The following is an 18889-nucleotide window of genomic DNA, read 5'->3' as shown; positions in this document are numbered from 1 at the left end:
ACGTCACTTTATTGCCCTAACTATGCTATTAGTAATACTGCAATAGATTTAGATTGTTAACTCTAGTTATACAAAAGTGTGCTGTTTAGCAGGAAATAGATTTAGCCAATAAACATATGTTAAATAAGGGTAAAAAGCGTTTCCTAAATGCAAGTAAAGTAAACGCTGAGAGCCTGAATGTAACATAATATTTCACTGCATATTCCAATTAGATGAGTTTGGGATATGCAGAAAAAGCAGTTTTAGGCTTCGATCATTTGATCACTGGCATGCTGTAACAGATGGCAAATTAATTCTGTGGTAGTTGCTGGGTCACCAGCTTGCCGACAGTAGTCTATTACCGGGCCGCAGATCTCTTGGATCTCCATTGGGCGTCCTTTTTCTCGGTCGACCAACATGGATGTTTTGATAGCATCAAACTCACAGATAAGACTAAACATCTCTGCTACATCATCTTCAGTCATATTCACATTCGCACACCTTGCCGCTCTTGCTGTTTCTTGCATGATCTTATAAACGGCTTGTTTCAATACTGGGTCTTTTGTGACGGTTTGAGTATCTTTCATTGTTAAAGCGGTAATTGGGTTTATCGCGTTGTTTATGAGCAGTTTACGCCACAACGCATAACTTACATCTTCATAAAGCTGATTTGGAATATCTGCAGAGTCGAAAACTGAGCCAAGTTCGCAAAGGAAATCTTTCAGGTGTGGGTTTGCAGATTCTGATGGCCACGCGCCGAAATCGATTTGTGCCTTGCCTGTCGCTTCTATCTTTCCGGGTTCCAGAGCATGGGCTCCGATTCGTATTGCCAGTCCGCCAATGGTGCGTTTTAATCCAACCGTATTGGCGATAATGCCTTCATTCATCACGCCGTTTTGAATGGACAAAACAGGAGTATCGCACGCATCAAGCCATGGCTTCATTTGATCCATCATTGAGCTGGTTGTGCTGCCTTTTGATGCAAGAATTAGCAAATCAAAATCATTGCCGTTGTAATCATCACAAAGCCCTTGAATATCGGTAGCCGAAACGGGGGCCGAAAAGAAAAAATCTGGATGTGTTATCTCAAGACCTTGTTGCTGTAACGCTTTTAAATGTTCACCTCTGGCAACAAAAACAACATCGTGTCCTGCATTAACTAGCTTTGCCGCATAGTAGCAACCAATACCACCTGCACCGATCATTGCTAATTTCAAGAGAGCTCTCCTTACGTACACATTTATAAGCAAAAACAGATTAAACGCTTAAGAAAGTAATCACCAGAGTTAAGTGAGTAGGAATATACGATAAGATGTTGGCAGCACAATTAAAAAAAGCCACATCAACCTTGATGTGGCTTTCGCAAAATGCGGAATTAATAAGAAAAGTCAGTAGATAAAGTACTCGTAATTAGAACGAGTATTTTGCTACAAATTTAACTGCATGACCGTCTTCTTCAACGCCAGCTTTTTCGATTTCACCAGTTTGTAGAACGAAGTCAGTTTTGAATTCTTTAGTTACGTCGTAACCAAGACCTAGATATGCTGTTTGAGCGTCAAACGAGTTACCTTGGTAGTTACCTTCTGCATATTGCAGAGAACCATAGATTCGGATTACGTCGATAGTATAAGTCGCTGCAACAGAGTAAGTGTCGCCATCGTTAGGTAGATCAAGCTTTAGCTCAACACTATCGTTTGCTTTCAACGATTTTGCATTTTCAAAAGAAATGTAACCTGCAGCAAGTTTTAGCGAACCAAGAGTTAGGTCTGCAGCTACACCCATTGAATCTGCTTCATCACCGTCTGAACCATACGCAATTGCCGCAGAGAAGTTATCAGCTTTGTAGTTTGCAGAAAGAGCGTAGTTTGAATCGTTGCTAGATTCGCTATCAGTTTCATAGTTAGCTGATAATTCTAGTTTATCAATCGTTTTCTTATAACGGATACCCTGGCCGTCAACGCCACCTTGTCCAACGATGTATAGGTTTGCACCTTCACCAGATTTCGCTTTTTCAATTGAGCCAAATGAATTACCTGTGTCACCTAGAGATAGGTTGCCAAAGCCACTGTGATCAAATTCCAGTTTGATGTCTTCGAACTTTGCTGTTCTGTCACCAGCGCTGTCGCCAGTATTGATTGCAAATGAACCGATTACTTTAGTCTCTTCATTAAGGAAGTGTGTTGCTTTCGCTTTTAGGTGCGCATCAGTAAAAACATGAGTTTCTTTTTCTGCTTGGTCTGCCTTTACGTATAGACCAGTAGCTTTAGCCCAACCTGAAAGTTCAACTGTATTTGTGTCAGTAGCGTAGATTTCGCCTGCCGCTACAGAACCTGCTGCTAAAAGAGATACCACTGCTGCTAATGGTTTGATGTTCATATTTTACTCCATATTTTTATATTGATTACTCAAAAACGTAATCGAGTGTATTAATTTGCTTAACAACCTAATTTACTTGCCGGTGAGCAATATATTTTTATTAATCAAATCGACAGGTGAATCTTATACAAAACAACTTTTAAATATATTGAAAATTTATTTTTGAAATATTTTTTACGATCTACTTCATAATCATTGCGATATTAATGTTTGTTGTTAAGTAACAAGTTTCAATGCAATTAATAAATTTATTTATTCGATATTATTTAACGTATTCATTAATTTAATTTACATGGCTATTTATTTTGAGATGTGCCTCGCGATAGCTCTTGGGTGCTTGTTTACATTTGAGAAGATTGGTTTATATGGCAGCTAAGCACTGATATTCCTTACGTTGTTTTGTAATTGAGAAGGACGGTCACATAGGTTTTGTTCGGAGGGTGAAGTTCTTTACGTCTGAGGTTGGCCAAATAAGTAGATAGGGCTTTATATTTTTCTTGAGTTAAATTTTATCTGGATCGCAAATTGTAATACTTGTAAGTCATTATTTGAAACGCAATTTCAAATTGGATTGAACAAGGTGGCTTGTTGACTATAATAGCTTTTATTAAATAAGTGGTTTTGTTTGTTTTTATTCTGGTTTTGACTGTTTTTGTGTGGTGATTCGCATTTTTAAAATAGTTGAATTCTAAATGTAAGAGATATTATGAGCGGTCGGTTTCTAACAGTTTTAGTTCGTTGTTTCCCTTTTATTGCTTGGTTGCCGCAAGTAAAAATGGACGTTGTAAAAGCGGATTTATTAGCGGGATTAACGGGCGCTGTGATCGTTATGCCTCAAGGTGTAGCGTATGCAATGATTGCCGGCCTTCCTCCTGAATATGGTTTATATACTGCAATCATTCCCGCCATTCTGGCGGCTCTATTTGGTTCTTCAAACCATTTGATTTCTGGGCCAACCGCCGCTTTGTCCGTCATTGTCTTCAGTACTATCAGCCAGTTTGCTGATACAGGAACGCCATTCTATATCCAGCTATGCCTTACTCTGACCTTCTGCGCTGGCATAGTACAGCTTTTGATGGGCGTGATGAGAATAGGAGCCGTAGTCAATTTTGTTTCTCATTCGGTTGTGATCGGATTTACAGCCGGAGCCGCGGTTGTGATTACCGTTAGCCAATTGAGACATGTACTCGGTTTAGACTACTCTTCGGCAAATACTGCGATTGAAAACCTGTGGTTGGTAATACTGCACCTTAACCAACTTCAGGTTTTCTCATTACTTATCGCTCTGATCACCATCGCAAGCTGTATTGTAGCAAAGCGATTATTGCCTGCCATTCCAAATATGTTAGTCGCGATGTTGGCGTCTGTGCTTTTGGCTCTTTTGCTTACTCAAATTGGTATTCACATCGATTACGTAGACCAAATTCAAAGCTCAACGCTCCAGCTGTCAGCACCAGAACTCGATTCAGCAATTATCGGAGAACTGTCCGGTGGGATTCTAGCGGTTGCATTATTAGGTCTGGTTGAAGCCATCTCAATTGGTCGTGCAGTGGCGTTGAAATCAAAACAACGTATAGACAGCAATCAAGAGTTCATCGGGCAGGGTATTTCAAACCTAGTGGGGGCATTCTTCTCTTGCTATATGTCTTCAGGTTCTTTTACCCGTAGCGGCGTGAATTTTAGTAGCGGAGCCAGAACTCCCTTAGCAGCAGTCTTTGCGGGGTTAATTCTGTTATTGCTGATGCCAGTGATGGCTGAGTATGTCAGCTATATTCCGCTCGCTGGTATGGGAGGCATCTTATTAGTTGTTGCCTATAACCTCGTTGATATTCCCTACATACGTTCGATCATTCAACAAGATAAGAAAGAGTCCGCAGTTCTAATGACTACTTTTGTTGCTGCAATCGTCTTGCACTTAGAGCTCTCTATTTACGTGGGCATCATGATGTCGATGTTTTTTTATCTTAGAAGAACTTCTCGGCCAGTGGTCGACAAAGTAACCCCAACTGAGCTGGATATTGATGAAGCCAGTTTTCCGGACACGCAGATCGTCAGAATCAATGGTTCTATTTACTTCGGCTGTGTAGAACACCTGCATAGAGAGCTGGATTCGATCAAGGCGCAGCGACTCATCATTTTAGGAAAAGGGATCAACTTTATTGACCACCTTGGTGTGCAAATGCTGGCTGAACTCTCCACACAAGGAAATCGAGAAATCTATTTCTGCCACTTTAAAGCGAACGCTAAACAAGCATTGCTCCATGGTTCTTCCGTTTTCAAAGAAACCCATTTCTCTGAACGCCTAACGCCGTTTTTGGCGGGGTGGCGTATAGATGTGCATTGATAGTCTGCATTCGAGAAGTGGGAAGGTGCGAATTTTACATTGTATAGAAGGATATTGAGTCACTATGAAAGCAACCCAGTTTGATGAAATTGAACATCCCCATCGCCGTTACAACCCTTTGTTGGGTGAATGGGTGTTGGTTTCTCCACATCGAGCGAAGCGACCTTGGAGTGGGCAACAAGAAATGCCGGCAACAGAGGTTTCAACCAGTTATGACAAGTCATGCTTTTTATGTGCAGGTAATGAGCGAATTAGTGGAGATGTGAATCCAAACTATACGGGTACGTTTGTATTTAAAAACGATTTTGCTGCATTAACAAAAGACACTCCAGAAAAGGATTCGATGGATGACCCGCTATTTATGCTTCAAAGTGCAAAAGGAGAAAGCCGAGTTATCTGTTTTTCTCCAGATCACAGTCGGACACTGGCAGAGCTTTCACACACTGAAATCGAGCAAGTAATTGCAACCTGGATTAAAGAAACGAACAGCTTAAGTAAGCGTTATCCGTGGGTTCAGATTTTTGAGAACAAAGGTGAAACCATGGGATGTTCCCAGCCTCATCCGCATGGACAGATTTGGGCAAACAGTTTCATTCCTACCATGGTGAGTAAAAAAGACCATCACCAAAGGGACTATTTTGACAAACAGGGTTCGCCGTTACTGCATGACTATGTTCAGCGCGAACTGATGCATAAAGAACGAGTTGTCGTAGAGACAGAACATTGGGCGGTGGTGGTGCCTTATTGGGCAGGCTGGCCTTTTGAAACACTTGTTCTGCCAAAAACAAAAGTAAGTCGCATCACTGATCTCTCTGAAGAGCAGCAAGCCGATTTGTCTATAGCTCTTAAAGAGATCACTACCCGTTATGACAATTTGTTCCAGTGTTCTTTCCCTTACTGCATGGGTTGGCATGGTGCGCCTTTCTCCTTGGGAGACAACAGCGACCATTGGCAAGTGCATGCTTCATTTTTACCTCCTCTTTTACGTAGCGCGACGGTAAGAAAATTCATGGTGGGTTATGAGATGTTTGCTGAGTCTCAGAGAGATTTAACGCCAGAGCAAGCAGCAGAAAAACTCCGCGCTGTAAGTAATGTTCATTACCGAGAAAAATAAATTTAAGTTATTAATTTTAATCTATAAAGAGTATTCACTATGACCGAGAAAGTATTTCTACGTCCATTGCCATCAGCGTTGGACGAGCAAAGTGTCGTTAATCATTTACCAACTGTTGTGGAATCGATTCGTCGCAATATCGCTAAAATTGGTGAGCGCAACCCTAAGATAGGTACGGCAACTCATCAGTGGGACTACTGCGATCAATTCGATTGGGTTTCGTCATTCTGGACTGGCGAATTATGGCTGAGTTACCAAATGACAGGGCAAGATATATTCAAGAACAGTGCAAAACTGCGTAAGAACTACTTTGCCAATATGCTTCTAGATCCGTTCTGGCTCGATCATGACTTAGGCTTTCAATACAGTCTTAGCTGTGTTGCAGATTACAAACTTACTGAAGATGAAGAATCGAAAATGATGGCGTTGAGGGCCGCTGATCATTTGATTCACCGCTTCAGAAAAATTGGTGGCTATATCGTGGCATGGAATGATACCCATCCACTCGGCCCTGAAGTGACGCTGGGCAAGTCAATTATCGACTCTTTACAAAATACAGCATTGCTATTCTGGGCTTCTGAAATTACAGGATCACCTGTTTATGCAAATGCGGCAAAGCGTCACAGCGAGACGCTAGCGAAACATATTGTCCGAGATGATTTCTCTACCTATCACTCTTTCAACTTCGATCCCATTACTCAGCAACCATTGAAAGGTGAAACGTTCCAAGGTTATGCGGATGACTCTTGCTGGGCGCGTGGTCAGTCTTGGGCTATTCATGGTTTTGCTCAGACATACTTGTATACAAAAGATGAGCAGTTTTTAACGTTGGCAAAGAAACTGGCTAAGTACGCAACTGATCATATTACTGATGATGGCGTTCCTGTATGGGATTACTTGCTTCCAAGTGATGAAATTCAATACAAAGACAGCTCTGCCGGTGCCATTACTGCGGCCGGTTTACTGCTTATCGCTCAATGTATTGAAGACGAACAAGAAGCAAAAATGTATCGAGAGTGGGGGTTGTACCTGCTTCAAGGCCTGATGAAGCAGTGCGACCTAACTCATGATGAAAGTGCGCTTGGTCTGCTGGCTCATGGGGCATCTTTTGTCAAAGTGGGTCTATGCGACAACATGCTTCCTTATGGTGACTACTACTACTTAGAAGCGCTAATGCGTGCGAACGGATATCAGAACTTCTTCTGGTAAGCCCTCTGATTGTCTTTACCTTTATTTTTTGATTTACGCGGGCAAGTCTGCCCGCTGATTTAACGTTTTGGAGTTTGAACATGAAACAGGTTTCTTCAACTAAAGGGCACATGACATTGCCTGTTGAGGTTGGACAAGAAGAAGTGGTATTGGATTTATACCAACGTTGGCAAGCGGACGCTTTGCGAGACAGTGATGGCACTACTATGCCGGAATCATTAGCAAAGCAAGACAGCGATATTTATTCTGTCGTGTGTTTGGTGCGTGCCGACCAACAGTTTGCCAATCAACACCCTGAGTATTTACATCGTAAATATCTGATGTCATTTCCTGTCACAGCTATGGCTGAGACGCTTGTTATCCAGCCTCTTGATGGCTATAGCAAAGACAAGTATGAGCTTGATGACGACAGCGATCCAAAATGCTGGTGGGAAGTACGCAACCGCACGACCAATACCGTTATTGATGTGTCGCTGTGGGAATTTGACGCTGCTACTCAACAAGTTTTGATTAAGCAGACACAGCCATACCATGAATACACGGTGACCTTTATGGCTCGTCAGGTGTGGGACAGCGTATCTATGTACAATGCGCTAACCAATGATTGGAAAGGGCCGCGTATCAAGAGCTTAGATCCTTATCATCCAGAATGTCGCGCACATTTAATCAAGCACTTTGCGCAGTGGCTGGATGAACATCCGAACACCACAGTCGTACGATTTACGACTTTCGCATTCTTGTTCGTAATTGACACTGGTGAGCAAAATCAGGATATCTATCGTGACTGGACTGGCTACGGAGAAACCGTCAGCCCACGAGCGTTAGAGGACTTTGAAAAGCGTTTTGGTTACGCTTTAACGCCAGAAGATTTCGTGGATGCGGGTTATTACAACGGCACTTATAAAGCTCCATCAAAGCGTTACCAAGATTGGATGACTTTCGTTCAGGAGTTTGTGGTTGATTTCGCCGCTGAGTTAGTCGCAATGGCGCATAAAGCTGGAAAGAAAACTGCCATGTTCCAGGGCGACCACTGGATTGGTACAGAACCGTTTTTAGAAAGCTACCAAAACATTGGTCTTGATATCAACATCGGTGCGGTGGAAGACGGGGTTGCACTTCGTCGCTTAACGGACTCGATGGGAGAACAAACTCGTGAAGCGCGTTTTTATCCTTACTTCTTCCCAGATGTTTTCCGTGAAGGTAATGATCCTGTCGTTGAGTCGATGTCTAACTGGGTGAAAATTCGCCGAGCAATGTTGCAGAAGCCTCTGGACAGAATTGGTTACGGTGGCTACTTGTCCTTAGCTAATAAATTCCCGCATTTTATTGACCATGTAACTGAGATATCACGTGAGTTTGGCGATTATCTACAACACACTCAAGGCACAGAATCTGAGAAGTTGACGGGCAAAATTGCTGTATTAAGTGCTTGGGGTAAGGCTCGCAGTTGGCTGCAAAACCAAGCGAGAGATCAACGTTTCTATGTTCCGCCACGCCCAGATGTGATGGAATTTGTCGGTAATAACTTGCTGGAGTGTTTGGCGGGTCTGCCGTTTGACGTTGAGTTCATCAGTTTCGACGACATTATCCAAAACGGTATTAGTGAAGATATCAAAGTGATCATTAATACGGGTGATGCCAACTCTGCATGGAGCGGTGGCGAATGCTGGGACAACAGTGAAGTACTGGTGGCATTGCGCAAGTTTGTCGGCCAAGGTGGTGGTCTGCTTGGGGTATGTGATCCTTCAGCGTTTCAGAAAAATGGACGTTATTTCCAACTCGGTGATGTATTTGGCTTAGAGAAAGAAACGGCACTGACTATGGGCCGCGTGGCGATGCCGCTGTCTATCGCGAAAGAACATTACCTAAGCCAGTACGTCACTGAAGGACTAGACTTTGGCAACCCTAGTTACGTATATCCGCAGGCGACAGATATTGCAGTGTTGGCTGCTCAAGGTCAGCACCTTGCTTTAACGGCACGCAATTATGGTCAAGGGCGCTCGGTATACATGGGTAATTTGCCATTCAATATGAAAAATGCCCGTTTACTACAGCAAGTATTGATATGGCTAAGCCACAATGAGACACAGCAGCATGCGTGGTTGTCAGACTATCCAAATGTTGATGTCGCTTATTATCCGCAAACTGGCATGGTCGCTGCCGTTAACTACGTAAGTGAGCCTCAGCAAGTGACGGTGTCTAACGCTCAAGGCGAGTTCGTGAATATCAGTTTGGAAGGCTATGAATGGAAGTGGATCTCCATCTAACCTTTCGCTAAGTAGAGATAAAACAAAAGGTGCATGGGAATGCACCTTTTTTACGTTTATGAGTGTCGATAGGTAGGTTAATCGCTGACCTTGATTAACTTGGCACTTTAACGAGTCTTTTCGTTCTTGATTGACTCATCCAGTAGCTTTTGCATTTGCTCAACCTTTTCCGGCATTGTATCCGCAAGGTTGTTTAACTGGCCGATGTCGTCAAACAGATCATACAACTGAGCCGATGACATATTGCCTTTTTCATTACCAGTATATTGACAGATGAAGTCGTCATCATGAGGTGGAATGTAGGCGTAACGTTGATCGCGGAATACTTTTTTATACTGCATTCCTTCCAGCACCATACTCTCACGTCCATGCGGGTCACGACCGATTAACGCTTCGAGCTGTTGTTCACTATCTGGTGCTTCGTCTTCCGTCAGATCGTAACCAATAACTTTTGCCAGGCTGTGGTAAAGATCGACTTGGTTGATTAATGCATGACTGTGCTTTTCGCTGATAGTTTCAGGCCAGCGAACGATGAATGGCACGCGAGTACCGCCTTCGAACAAACTGTATTTTCCACCACGTAAAGGCCCAGCCATTTTATGCTGACCGTTGAGCTCAATTGCTTGGTCTTTATAGCCATCATTGAGTACAGGTCCATTATCGCTGGAGAAAATGACGATGGTATTTTGCTTGAGCCCCAGTTCATCAATTTTGTTAAGAACCTGACCAATGCACCAGTCCATTTCTACGATGACATCGCCACGCACGCCGTGTGGGGTAGCGCCTCTGAACTTAGGATTTGGAATACGCGGTACGTGAGGTTGATGCATCGCGTAGTATAGGAAAAACGGCGTGTTTTGGTTTTGTTCTATGAACTCAATCGCTTTCTCGGCGAAACGCTCGCCCATGGTTTCGTCATTCCAAATCGCAGATTGTCCACCGCGCATATGACCAATACGGCTCACGCCATTAATGATGGTGCCGTCATGTCCATGGTCATACATCACGTCGAGCAACTCTGGATGGCTACGCCCATTTGGCACATCAGCAAATGCTTTGTCCCAGTCATAGGTCACTTCAATCGGGTCGTTTGGGTCTAGGTTTTCTACATTGCGATTGTCGATATACACGCAAGGTACACGGTCATTGGTGGCGGCCATAATAAAAGATTGGTCAAAGCCGACATCATTCGGTGTGCCTGAAATTGACTTATTGAAGTCGAGCTTGCCATCTCCCAAACCTAAATGCCATTTGCCCACAATACCTGTGTTGTAACCTTGGGTTTTGAACATCTTAGGTAGCGTTGGCTGATCTTTGCTGATGATTTGAGCGGCATCACCGGGTAACACGGCTGCGTTAGGATTTCGCCAAGGATAGCTGCCCGTCAGCAAACTATAGCGAGAAGGAGTACAGGTTGCTGCAGTGGCATAACCCTGATGAAACTTAATGCCTTCGTCTGCCAGCTTATCGAGATTTGGCGTGGGAATATCGTTGGCACCATAGCAACTCAAGTCGCCAAAACCTAAGTCGTCGGCATAGAGAATGATGACATTAGGAGGAGTATTGTTCATTAACAGTCCTTAGAATGAGGATAAGGTAATATATCGTTTAGAATTTTCAGCTCTGCCCAAGGGTCTTGGATACGAGCCAGTTCTGCAGCAAGTTGTGAAAGTAGTTCTTGAGTGAGAGAAGCGGATGCTTGCCAAGCGATGTTGGCTAACTGGTAAGGGTCTCTCTTATTATCGAATAGTAAAATGCTATCGAGCTTAAGCTTGCGGTCGATTTCCAAGGCAAAGGTATAACGGTCAGTCCTAATTCCTCTGCTTTGTGGGAAGTAGCTAACTACTTTGCCATTTTCGTCTTTTTCGCCATCTAAATTGCGAATATAAAGGGCACAGTTCGAATGAATGTCGTTCTTGTTGTCGACAATCGACGACGCTTTACTTTGGCCTGTGATATTGGTTGGTAAGTTCTCTTTTAGACCTAGCATGTCTAAAATCGTTGGCATGATGTCTGCGCTGTTTAGAAAGGTTTCAGACACTTTAGGCAGAGTTTGATCAACGTCTTTGACTAAGAATGGTACGAGGAACGCTTCTTCAAAAATAACGTTTTTCGCATCTGTTAGGCCTTGGCTGCACAAGGTTTCACCATGATCGCTGGTGAACACCACGATAGTGTTATCCCATTCGCCAATCTCTTTTAGCGTTTCAACAATTCGTCCGAACTGCTGGTCAACGCCGCTGACATTCGCAAAGTAATATCTTGCGCTTGCGGCTTTCTCTAAATCCAGTTTGGCGTTGTCACGCACCAGAAGTTGTTCATCGATGAATGCTTCATAAAGCTGTAAGTCTTGCTCACGACAGTCTTCTAAACTTTGATAAGGGCTATGAGGAGGATTCATAGAAACGAAAAGAGCAAATGGACTGCTTGGGTCTCTTTCCGCATTCTCATTTTTTAAATAAGCGATAGCTTTGTCTACTTCGTGTTCAGCAGACCAAGTGCGAGGTTCGTGTCTCACGCCATCAGTATCGTAGTAGTGGGGGTTACGATGCTCGTCAAAAGTACCGTAACCATACCAGTAATGAATACCATGTCTGCGCTGTGGCTCAGTATAAGAATCCCAGGCAGGGACGGAGGAATCAACATACTCTCCGGGCTTATCAGGCGCATTAGGGGTTGGTAAATCAAGGTGCCATTTACCAATATAACCAACGTGGTAGCCAGATTGAGCCAGAATGTCGGTAAAGCAAGTTGCGCTAGCTGGGAGGTCAGATATTACTCGATCAGAATTACAGTTAAGGGGAACACCACTTTTATTTGGATACTGGCCGGTAAATAAACTTCCACGATGAGGGCTGCATACTGGACAATTACTTACAGCGTTCGGTAATAAATAGGCTTGTTGAGCAAAATTATCGAGGTTAGGCGTATATACTGGATCAGATTTTCCAGAACAATGTTCTTTAAATAGTAATTCATTCCACAAACTCATCGACATTTGTCGGAATTGATCTGGGAATATATAGAGTAAATTTGGTTTATTCATATAGACAACTTATGTATGAAAAATAACTGGATTTTATAACTATTTAGTTGAGTGTTTTTATGGCATTTTTTTAACTTACTCGCAAACGATAAATTAATAATTTGTTCGATATATTCTTATCTACCTCATGAGTTTAATGCTTTAGTATTTTCTTTTTCGAATCTCAATGAAGCAACTCATATGCACATATTTACATCGAAACCAACCGCTTTAAATCCATTTCATGTACTTATTAAGCCCATTGGCCCCTTGTGTAACCTAGATTGTGACTACTGCTTCTATCTCGATAAGACAGAATATTTTCCAAATCAAAATCGTTTTGATATGAGTGACGAACTTCTAGAAGCTCATATTAAGGGATACATCGAAAGTCAGCCCCGCGGCACGGTAGAGGTGACCTTTGGCTGGCAAGGGGGAGAACCGACTCTACGCGGTATCGACTTTTACAAGCGAGCCATCGCCTATCAGCATAAGCACAAACGAGAAGGCATGAATGTGTTGAATACATTTCAGACCAACGGTGTGCTTATCAATGATGAATGGGCCCAGTTTTTGAAACTGAATCGTTTTCTGGTGGGTATTAGTCTTGATGGCGACGAAGAGTTGCATGATCACTATCGTAAACATCGAAACGGCAAAGGATCTTATCAGCAGGTAGTCAGAGGGCTACGGTGTCTTCAAAAGTATGATGTGGAATACAACGTGTTAACCGTGATTCAAGCAAATAACGGCAATCACGGTAGAAGGGTTTATCAACATCTCACATCACTTGGCGTTCAATTCATTCAATTTATTCCGGTCGTTGAAGCTGAGAAAGGCAAAGGTGTCACAGATCGAACAGTCGGAGCAAAGCAATTTGGCCGCTTCATGATTGAGGTATTTAACACTTGGCGTGAAAACGATATTGGTCGTGTGTTTGTAAGCCACTTCGACAATGCATTGGGCATGAGCTTGGGTATGCCTTCATCGAGCTGTGTTCATTCGCCAAGCTGTGGCAATAACTTAGTTATTGAGCACAACGGTGATGTGTACAGTTGTGACCATTTTGTTTATCCGCAATTTAAGCTGGGCAACATAAAACGCAGTGACTATCCAGATCTGATTGAAACACCAATCCAGCAGAACTTTTCTCGCGGAAAACCATCGTCAAGCGCGCTGCACTGTGGTCAGTGTTCACAACGTAATTTGTGTCATGGCGCTTGTCCTGCTCAGAGGATCAATCAAAAGGGAGAGATCTCGTTCACTGAGAAGCACCATCTTTGTGAAGGATACTTTATGTTCTTCTCTTATATTGAACCGTATTTAAAAGCGATGGGTGAATGTTTAAGACAACAATTGCCGGTGATTTATTACTCACATTTCGTCAAAGGGGAAGAATAAATAATATTGAAGTGAGTAAATATCTTCTTCTATAAGTGCGATGCGCTTAATGATTTTTTGGGTTCCATTTTTCTTGATTTATGTTCTGTTAATTTGTTTTTAATAATTTTTGTAAAAGTGTGAATTAATCTTTCGTCAAAAAATGCGATGCAATCGAAAAATAATTGAGGTGAATGGATGGAGTTATGACTCAGATATCGAAAATATAAAAAGTCGTTTTAATAATAATAACTCGTGATATTAAATTATTTCCAACGAAGCAGCTTATTTAACTGAGTGATTATTTATAATGTCTGTGTGCTGGAAAGATTTAACCGAGAAAGACAATTTATTTGCGACTCGTCAGAGCGTTGCAGAATTAGCCAAGAATGTGTTGCATCAACACGTAATGATTATTTCAGACCAAGTTAAATTAGATGTTCAAGCAAATAGTGCCGCCCATTACACGCGTCAAACTGCAGATATTGAATATGTATGCCGTTTATTATGGTTAGCGGTTCCGGCAAAGCATGTTCATCCTGAAATCAATCATTTGTTGAGTCAGAGAATCATTGATGGAACTACGCCTGATTCTAGTGAGTTTTGGCAACCTACAAAGGACTATGACCAACGAGTTGTAGAAATGTCGGCCATCGCGATGGCGCTTGTGGAAGCGCCTGAAATCTACTGGCAACCATTAACTGAAGAGCAACAAGCGAATTTGTCTGAATGGTTGCTATCGTCTACGTACATCGCACTGCCACCCAACAACTGGTATTGGTTCCGCGTGCTTGTTTTGGAATCTCTGTCTTCGCTTGGTATTGCTGTTGATGCGTTGAACTTAGAGTTCGATCTACAAGCCATCGATGATATGCAGCTTGAGCAAGGTTGGTATGAAGATGGCGCCACTGGTGTTATGGATTACTACAATCCTATGGCATTTCAGCTTTACGCCTTGATGTATTGTCGCTGGAATCCAGAATCACCACGTAAAGAATTACTGCTTAGTAACGCGTTAGAGTTCGCGAAAACTTACAGTGACTGGTTTGACGTTGAAGGACGTCAACTCGCCTACGGCCGTTCATTAAATTACCGTTTCGCAGCATTAGCTTTTTGGGCCGAACTTGCCAGAGTTAACCCAGAGCATCCTGATATTGGCTTATGGCGAACGCTTTGGACACAAGGGATGAACTGGTGGGCGAATCAGCCTATTTCTGACAACAACGGCTTACTTCTACCGGGATTCGCTTACCCTAACTTGCTCATGAGTGAATTCTATACCAGCTCGGTGTCACCACTATTAGCTTTTAAAGCGTTTAATGCCTTAGCGATGGAAGATACTCATCCTTTCTGGCAGGCAGAGTTAGCATCACTGACGCCTACCACAAAACCACAGTGGGTAAACGACAGACATCTTCAGTGGCGTAATGGTGGCAGTTACTTATTAACCAATGCTTCTGGCAGCAACGAGCTACGTGAATGTGTCGATAAATACTATAAATTTGCTTACAGCTCTGCCCATGGGTTCTGCATCGACAGTGTCCGTTGGATAAACCAAGGCTGGGCGGGCGATAACATTCTTGCTTTCCAGCATCCTGAAACGCTGCAGTGGTACAGCAGACCGAGACATATTGAAGCCTACCGAGAGGGAGAGGCGTTGGTCTCTGTCTGGTCTCCATTCAATGGTTGCAACGTTACCACCTACCAAATTCTTCAAACAGATCGAGAAGTTCGTATTCATCGAATAACGAGTGACCGAGATTTGTCGTTCCTTATGACCGGATATTGTGTGGACGAGTGGCGAGGCTGGTTTAGTCACGCTGCCGCAGCGCCTTCGCGAATTGAATCCAAAAAATTATTTAGTGAATTGCGGTTGGTCAGAGGTCAGGGGCAAGCCTGTTGCTACCCGTGCGCTCCGAACACCAACGTTGTGTATCCGCATTCCAGTGTTCCCGCTATTTCGGGTGTCATCAATGTTGGTGACACGGACATAGAAGTCCATGTTCTGGCCGGAAATATATGAGCATTGCTTATGTAATGCCTTGAATTCCTTAAAACAAAAACCTTGAAACAATAGATCATCTTATGGAGTTAAATATGAAGAAACACAATAAGATACCTCATTTGGGCAAAGCGGCTTTAGCAGTTGCTGCAGCGCTGTCTTTCTCAAGTTGGGCAGGTACTTATAATGAAGCGCCTCAGCTGAATGAGTTGGTGAAGTCCGGTAAGTTACCTAAAGTTGAGGAACGTTTACCGGAAAATCCATTGGTTGTTGAGCCGAATGAGTCTATCGGTCAATACGGTGGAACCTTGAACCTAGTTGGTAAAGCAATGGATAACGGTCACCGCATCCGCACCATCGCTTATGACAACTTGTTTAATTTTGATACTACATACTCGAAAGTCATTCCAAACTTAGCGGTTGGTTTTACTTCAAACACCGAAAATACTGAGTTCACTATTCAACTACGTAAGGGTGTGAAATGGTCTGACGGTACTGCGTTCACTGCGGACGATATTGCATTTTATATCAATGAAATTATTGGTGACCCAGAACATTCTGGTAACCGTCCTTTAGCACTGCCTGCTCATGATTCAGCAAAAGCAGAAGTGATTGACGCGCATACTGTGAAAATCACTTTAGCCAAACCAAACGGCATGTTTATTCGCACATTAGCGACTGTAGATAGTGAAAGTTTCACCGCTTTCCCTAAACACTACTGTTCTCAATTTATGCCTAAGTTCAATGACAAAGCGGTAGAAAACGCGAAAGCAAAAGGATTTGATTCATGGCGTCAATATGCTTCAACACGTTGTGAAGCGCATTATTTCCTTGAGCACCATGCAAACGTAGACCGCCCAGTACTTACTGCATGGAAAGTGACCACACCACCGGGACCAAACGCGACGTATGCAGTTTATGAGCGTAACCCTTATTACTGGCAGGTCGATACTGAAGGCAACCAGCTACCATATTTGGATTCAGTTCGTTGGCGTTACAGTGAAGATCAGGAAGAAATGGTGCTTCGTGCCGCGAATGGCGAAACGGATTTTCAACACCGCGATATCGGTCAGACATCGTACCGTTCTTTGCTGATTGAAAATGAAGAGAAAGGCAATTACACCTACAAGTTCCGTCCTAGCACACTAAGCACTGAGCTTGCACTGCCTTTGAACCAAACATCTAAAGATCCTCTAAAACGTGAGCTATTCGCGAATAAGGATTTCCGTATTGCTCTGTCACATGCGATTGATCGTTCGGAAATCAGCGAAACAGTATATTCAGGTGTTGTAGGCCCTCATCAGGCTGCTCCAACGGATATTTCGCCTTTCTATGACAAAGATGCTGTAGAGCAGTACACGCAATATGATGTTAAGAAAGCCAACAAAATCCTTGATGATTTAGGCCTGACTAAACGTGATTCGGAAGGCTATCGTTTGCTTAAGAATGGCGAGCGTCTGCGTATTGAAGCGATATCTGAAACTCGCAGAAAAGGCGTATTTGCAGATGCATTAGAACTGATCAAAAACCAATGGAAAGACGTCGGCATCTTCCTAGACATCCGTATCATTGAATCTAATCACCTGATCAACCTTCGTCTAACGAATGATTTCGATTTGATTCCTAACCTAGGTGAAGGCGGTGTTGGTGTTATTGATGAAGCTCGTTACTACTTCCCATTCAGCCCTGAATCTACATGGGGTATGGGTTACTACCTATGGGCAAATGAGCCAACCAACGAGTTTGCCGTTGAACCACCAGCTTACGTGAAACAGCAGCTTGAGTTGTGGAAAAAGGTAACAGAAACCTCTTCTCAGGAAGAACAACAGAAATACATGAAAGAAATCATGCAAATCGCGAAAGAAAATTTCTACGTGATTGGTACTGTTGAAGCTATGCCTGCTGGTGTTGTGGTCAGTAATAAACTGCATAACGTTCCGGAAAATATGCCTCAGTCTTGGAACTTCCCAACACCTGGACCAATGCGCATGAGCCAGTTATGGAAAAGCCAATAATCCATAATGTCTGATTGTCCTTGCCCCACGGGATCGTGGGGCAATTACTAGCACGAATAACAATAAATAAACCTATAAAGCTGCAGCTTGAGAAGTGTTCAATTTCTCCAAGCTCACATTCATCACACGTCAGTGGTAAACAATTTGGTGTCACTATTTAAGGAACAGTAATGAACAGTTTTTTTCTGTTTGCAGGTAAGCGGCTAGTGTCTATATTTGTCACTCTTTTGGCCGTATCAATTGTCGTTTTTGCCGTTATAGATCTGCCTCCAGGAGATTTTGCTACGGCCAAGATCGCTGAACTTCAAGCGATGGGACAAACTGTGGATCCGCAGATGATTCATACCATGCGCGAAATGTATGGTTTGGATAAATCTCTGGGCGAACGCTATGTCAATTGGATTGCAGGATTGTTAGTTGGCGATTTAGGAATATCGCTAACCACTAACCAGTCTGTGTGGGAAACGATAGAGCCACGTATATGGCCTACAGTTTCACTTGCTGCAGCCGTATTCATTTTCCAGTTTCTAATCGCTATTCCGATTGGGATGTATTCAGCGTTACGTCAGTACTCTTGGGGAGACTACATAGCGACGATTTTTGGATTTATAGGCATGGCAACGCCTAACTTCGTGATTGCAATTGTCGCTCTACTGATTGGTTACTATAGCTTCGATACCGTGGTTTCCGGTTTATATTCTGATGCATATCTTGACCAGCCAATGTCTTGGGCAAAACTCATGGACGCTGCTTCAAGAAGCTGGATTTACATTCTGGTTGTCGGTACCGCAGGTATGGCTGGCATTATTCGAATCATGCGCGCGAACTTACTCGATGAACTGAAAAAGCCCTATGTAAAAACAGCGCGAGCGAAAGGACAAACGGAAGCAAAACTCATTTTGAAATACCCAGTTCGTATTGCGATTCTTCCGATTGTGTCAACTATCGGCTGGATGCTTCCTGCGTTGCTGGGCGCAGACATTATTGTAAGCCAAGTAATGAACATCCCAACTCTTGGCCCACTAATGCTCGCGTCATTACGTTCTCAAGATATGTATGTTGCGGGTGATGTTCTATTGATCATGTCCATTCTCACCATCATTGGTACCTTGATTTCTGACCTTTTACTGTACTGGATTGACCCTCGAGTACGTGTTGGCGTTGCGAAGGAGTTTTAA

The 18889-nt window shown here is 43.1% G+C and carries 12 protein-coding genes; 8 read left to right on the top strand and 4 right to left on the bottom strand.

What is annotated here, in order from left to right; genetic code table 11:
* Positions 1 to 242 precede the first annotated feature (242 nt).
* Together L3V23_RS05610 and L3V23_RS05605 are read right to left on the bottom strand one after the other, a co-directional pair.
* On the bottom strand, positions 243 to 1196 hold the full coding sequence (locus L3V23_RS05610; RefSeq protein WP_102965845.1) for a 2-dehydropantoate 2-reductase: 954 nt from the start codon (positions 1194 to 1196) through the stop codon (positions 243 to 245).
* 193 nt (positions 1197 to 1389) lie between these two features.
* Positions 1390 to 2355 (bottom strand): porin, encoded by a 966-nt coding sequence (locus L3V23_RS05605; protein WP_042480921.1) that lies wholly within the window; start codon positions 2353 to 2355, stop codon positions 1390 to 1392.
* 706 nt (positions 2356 to 3061) lie between these two features.
* On the opposite strand from L3V23_RS05605, the gene L3V23_RS05600 reads away from it, so the two are divergent.
* The 4 genes from L3V23_RS05600 to gnpA all read left to right on the top strand — a co-directional run bounded on the left by L3V23_RS05600 (position 3062) and on the right by gnpA (position 9289).
* Positions 3062 to 4699: a SulP family inorganic anion transporter gene (locus tag L3V23_RS05600; protein ID WP_237292018.1), complete on the top strand. Its 1638-nt coding sequence runs from the start codon at positions 3062 to 3064 to the stop codon at positions 4697 to 4699.
* Positions 4700 to 4763: 64 nt separating this feature from the next.
* Positions 4764 to 5813, top strand: coding sequence for a UDP-glucose--hexose-1-phosphate uridylyltransferase (locus tag L3V23_RS05595; RefSeq protein WP_237292017.1), 1050 nt, complete (start codon positions 4764 to 4766; stop codon positions 5811 to 5813).
* A 39-nt stretch (positions 5814 to 5852) separates the two neighbouring features.
* On the top strand, positions 5853 to 7022 hold the full coding sequence (locus L3V23_RS05590) for a glycoside hydrolase family 88 protein (RefSeq protein WP_237292016.1): 1170 nt from the start codon (positions 5853 to 5855) through the stop codon (positions 7020 to 7022).
* Between the two features lie 80 nt (positions 7023 to 7102).
* Entirely contained in the window at positions 7103 to 9289 is a 2187-nt protein-coding gene (gene gnpA / locus L3V23_RS05585) for a 1,3-beta-galactosyl-N-acetylhexosamine phosphorylase (protein WP_237292015.1), read from the top strand.
* Between the two features lie 107 nt (positions 9290 to 9396).
* Here the strand turns inward: gnpA and L3V23_RS05580 are convergent, their stop codons facing one another.
* Positions 9397 to 10860, bottom strand: coding sequence for an arylsulfatase (locus L3V23_RS05580; RefSeq protein WP_237292014.1), 1464 nt, complete (start codon positions 10858 to 10860; stop codon positions 9397 to 9399).
* Positions 10860 to 12335 (bottom strand): sulfatase, encoded by a 1476-nt coding sequence (locus L3V23_RS05575; RefSeq protein ID WP_237292013.1) that lies wholly within the window; start codon positions 12333 to 12335, stop codon positions 10860 to 10862. Before L3V23_RS05575 ends, L3V23_RS05580 begins: the two co-directional genes overlap by 1 nt.
* A gap of 180 nt (positions 12336 to 12515) precedes the next feature.
* Between L3V23_RS05575 and L3V23_RS05570 the strand changes: the two genes are divergently transcribed.
* The 4 genes from L3V23_RS05570 (at position 12516) to L3V23_RS05555 (ending at position 18889) form a co-directional block, all read left to right on the top strand.
* A complete protein-coding gene (locus tag L3V23_RS05570; RefSeq protein ID WP_102965852.1) occupies positions 12516 to 13715 on the top strand; it encodes an anaerobic sulfatase maturase in 1200 nt (399 codons plus the stop codon).
* Positions 13716 to 14004: 289 nt separating this feature from the next.
* Complete coding sequence (locus L3V23_RS05565; protein WP_237292012.1) at positions 14005 to 15717, top strand: DUF2264 domain-containing protein; 1713 nt, start codon at positions 14005 to 14007, stop codon at positions 15715 to 15717.
* Between the two features lie 74 nt (positions 15718 to 15791).
* On the top strand, positions 15792 to 17711 hold the full coding sequence (locus L3V23_RS05560) for an ABC transporter substrate-binding protein (RefSeq protein ID WP_102965854.1): 1920 nt from the start codon (positions 15792 to 15794) through the stop codon (positions 17709 to 17711).
* Positions 17712 to 17881: 170 nt separating this feature from the next.
* Positions 17882 to 18889, top strand: coding sequence for an ABC transporter permease (locus tag L3V23_RS05555; protein WP_042480893.1), 1008 nt, complete (start codon positions 17882 to 17884; stop codon positions 18887 to 18889).

Origin of the sequence: Vibrio sp. A1-b2 (assembly GCF_021726015.1) — a bacterium.
GTDB classification, from domain to species: Bacteria; Pseudomonadota; Gammaproteobacteria; order Enterobacterales; family Vibrionaceae; genus Vibrio; species Vibrio diazotrophicus.
This window is presented reverse-complemented; position numbering and strand designations above follow the sequence as displayed.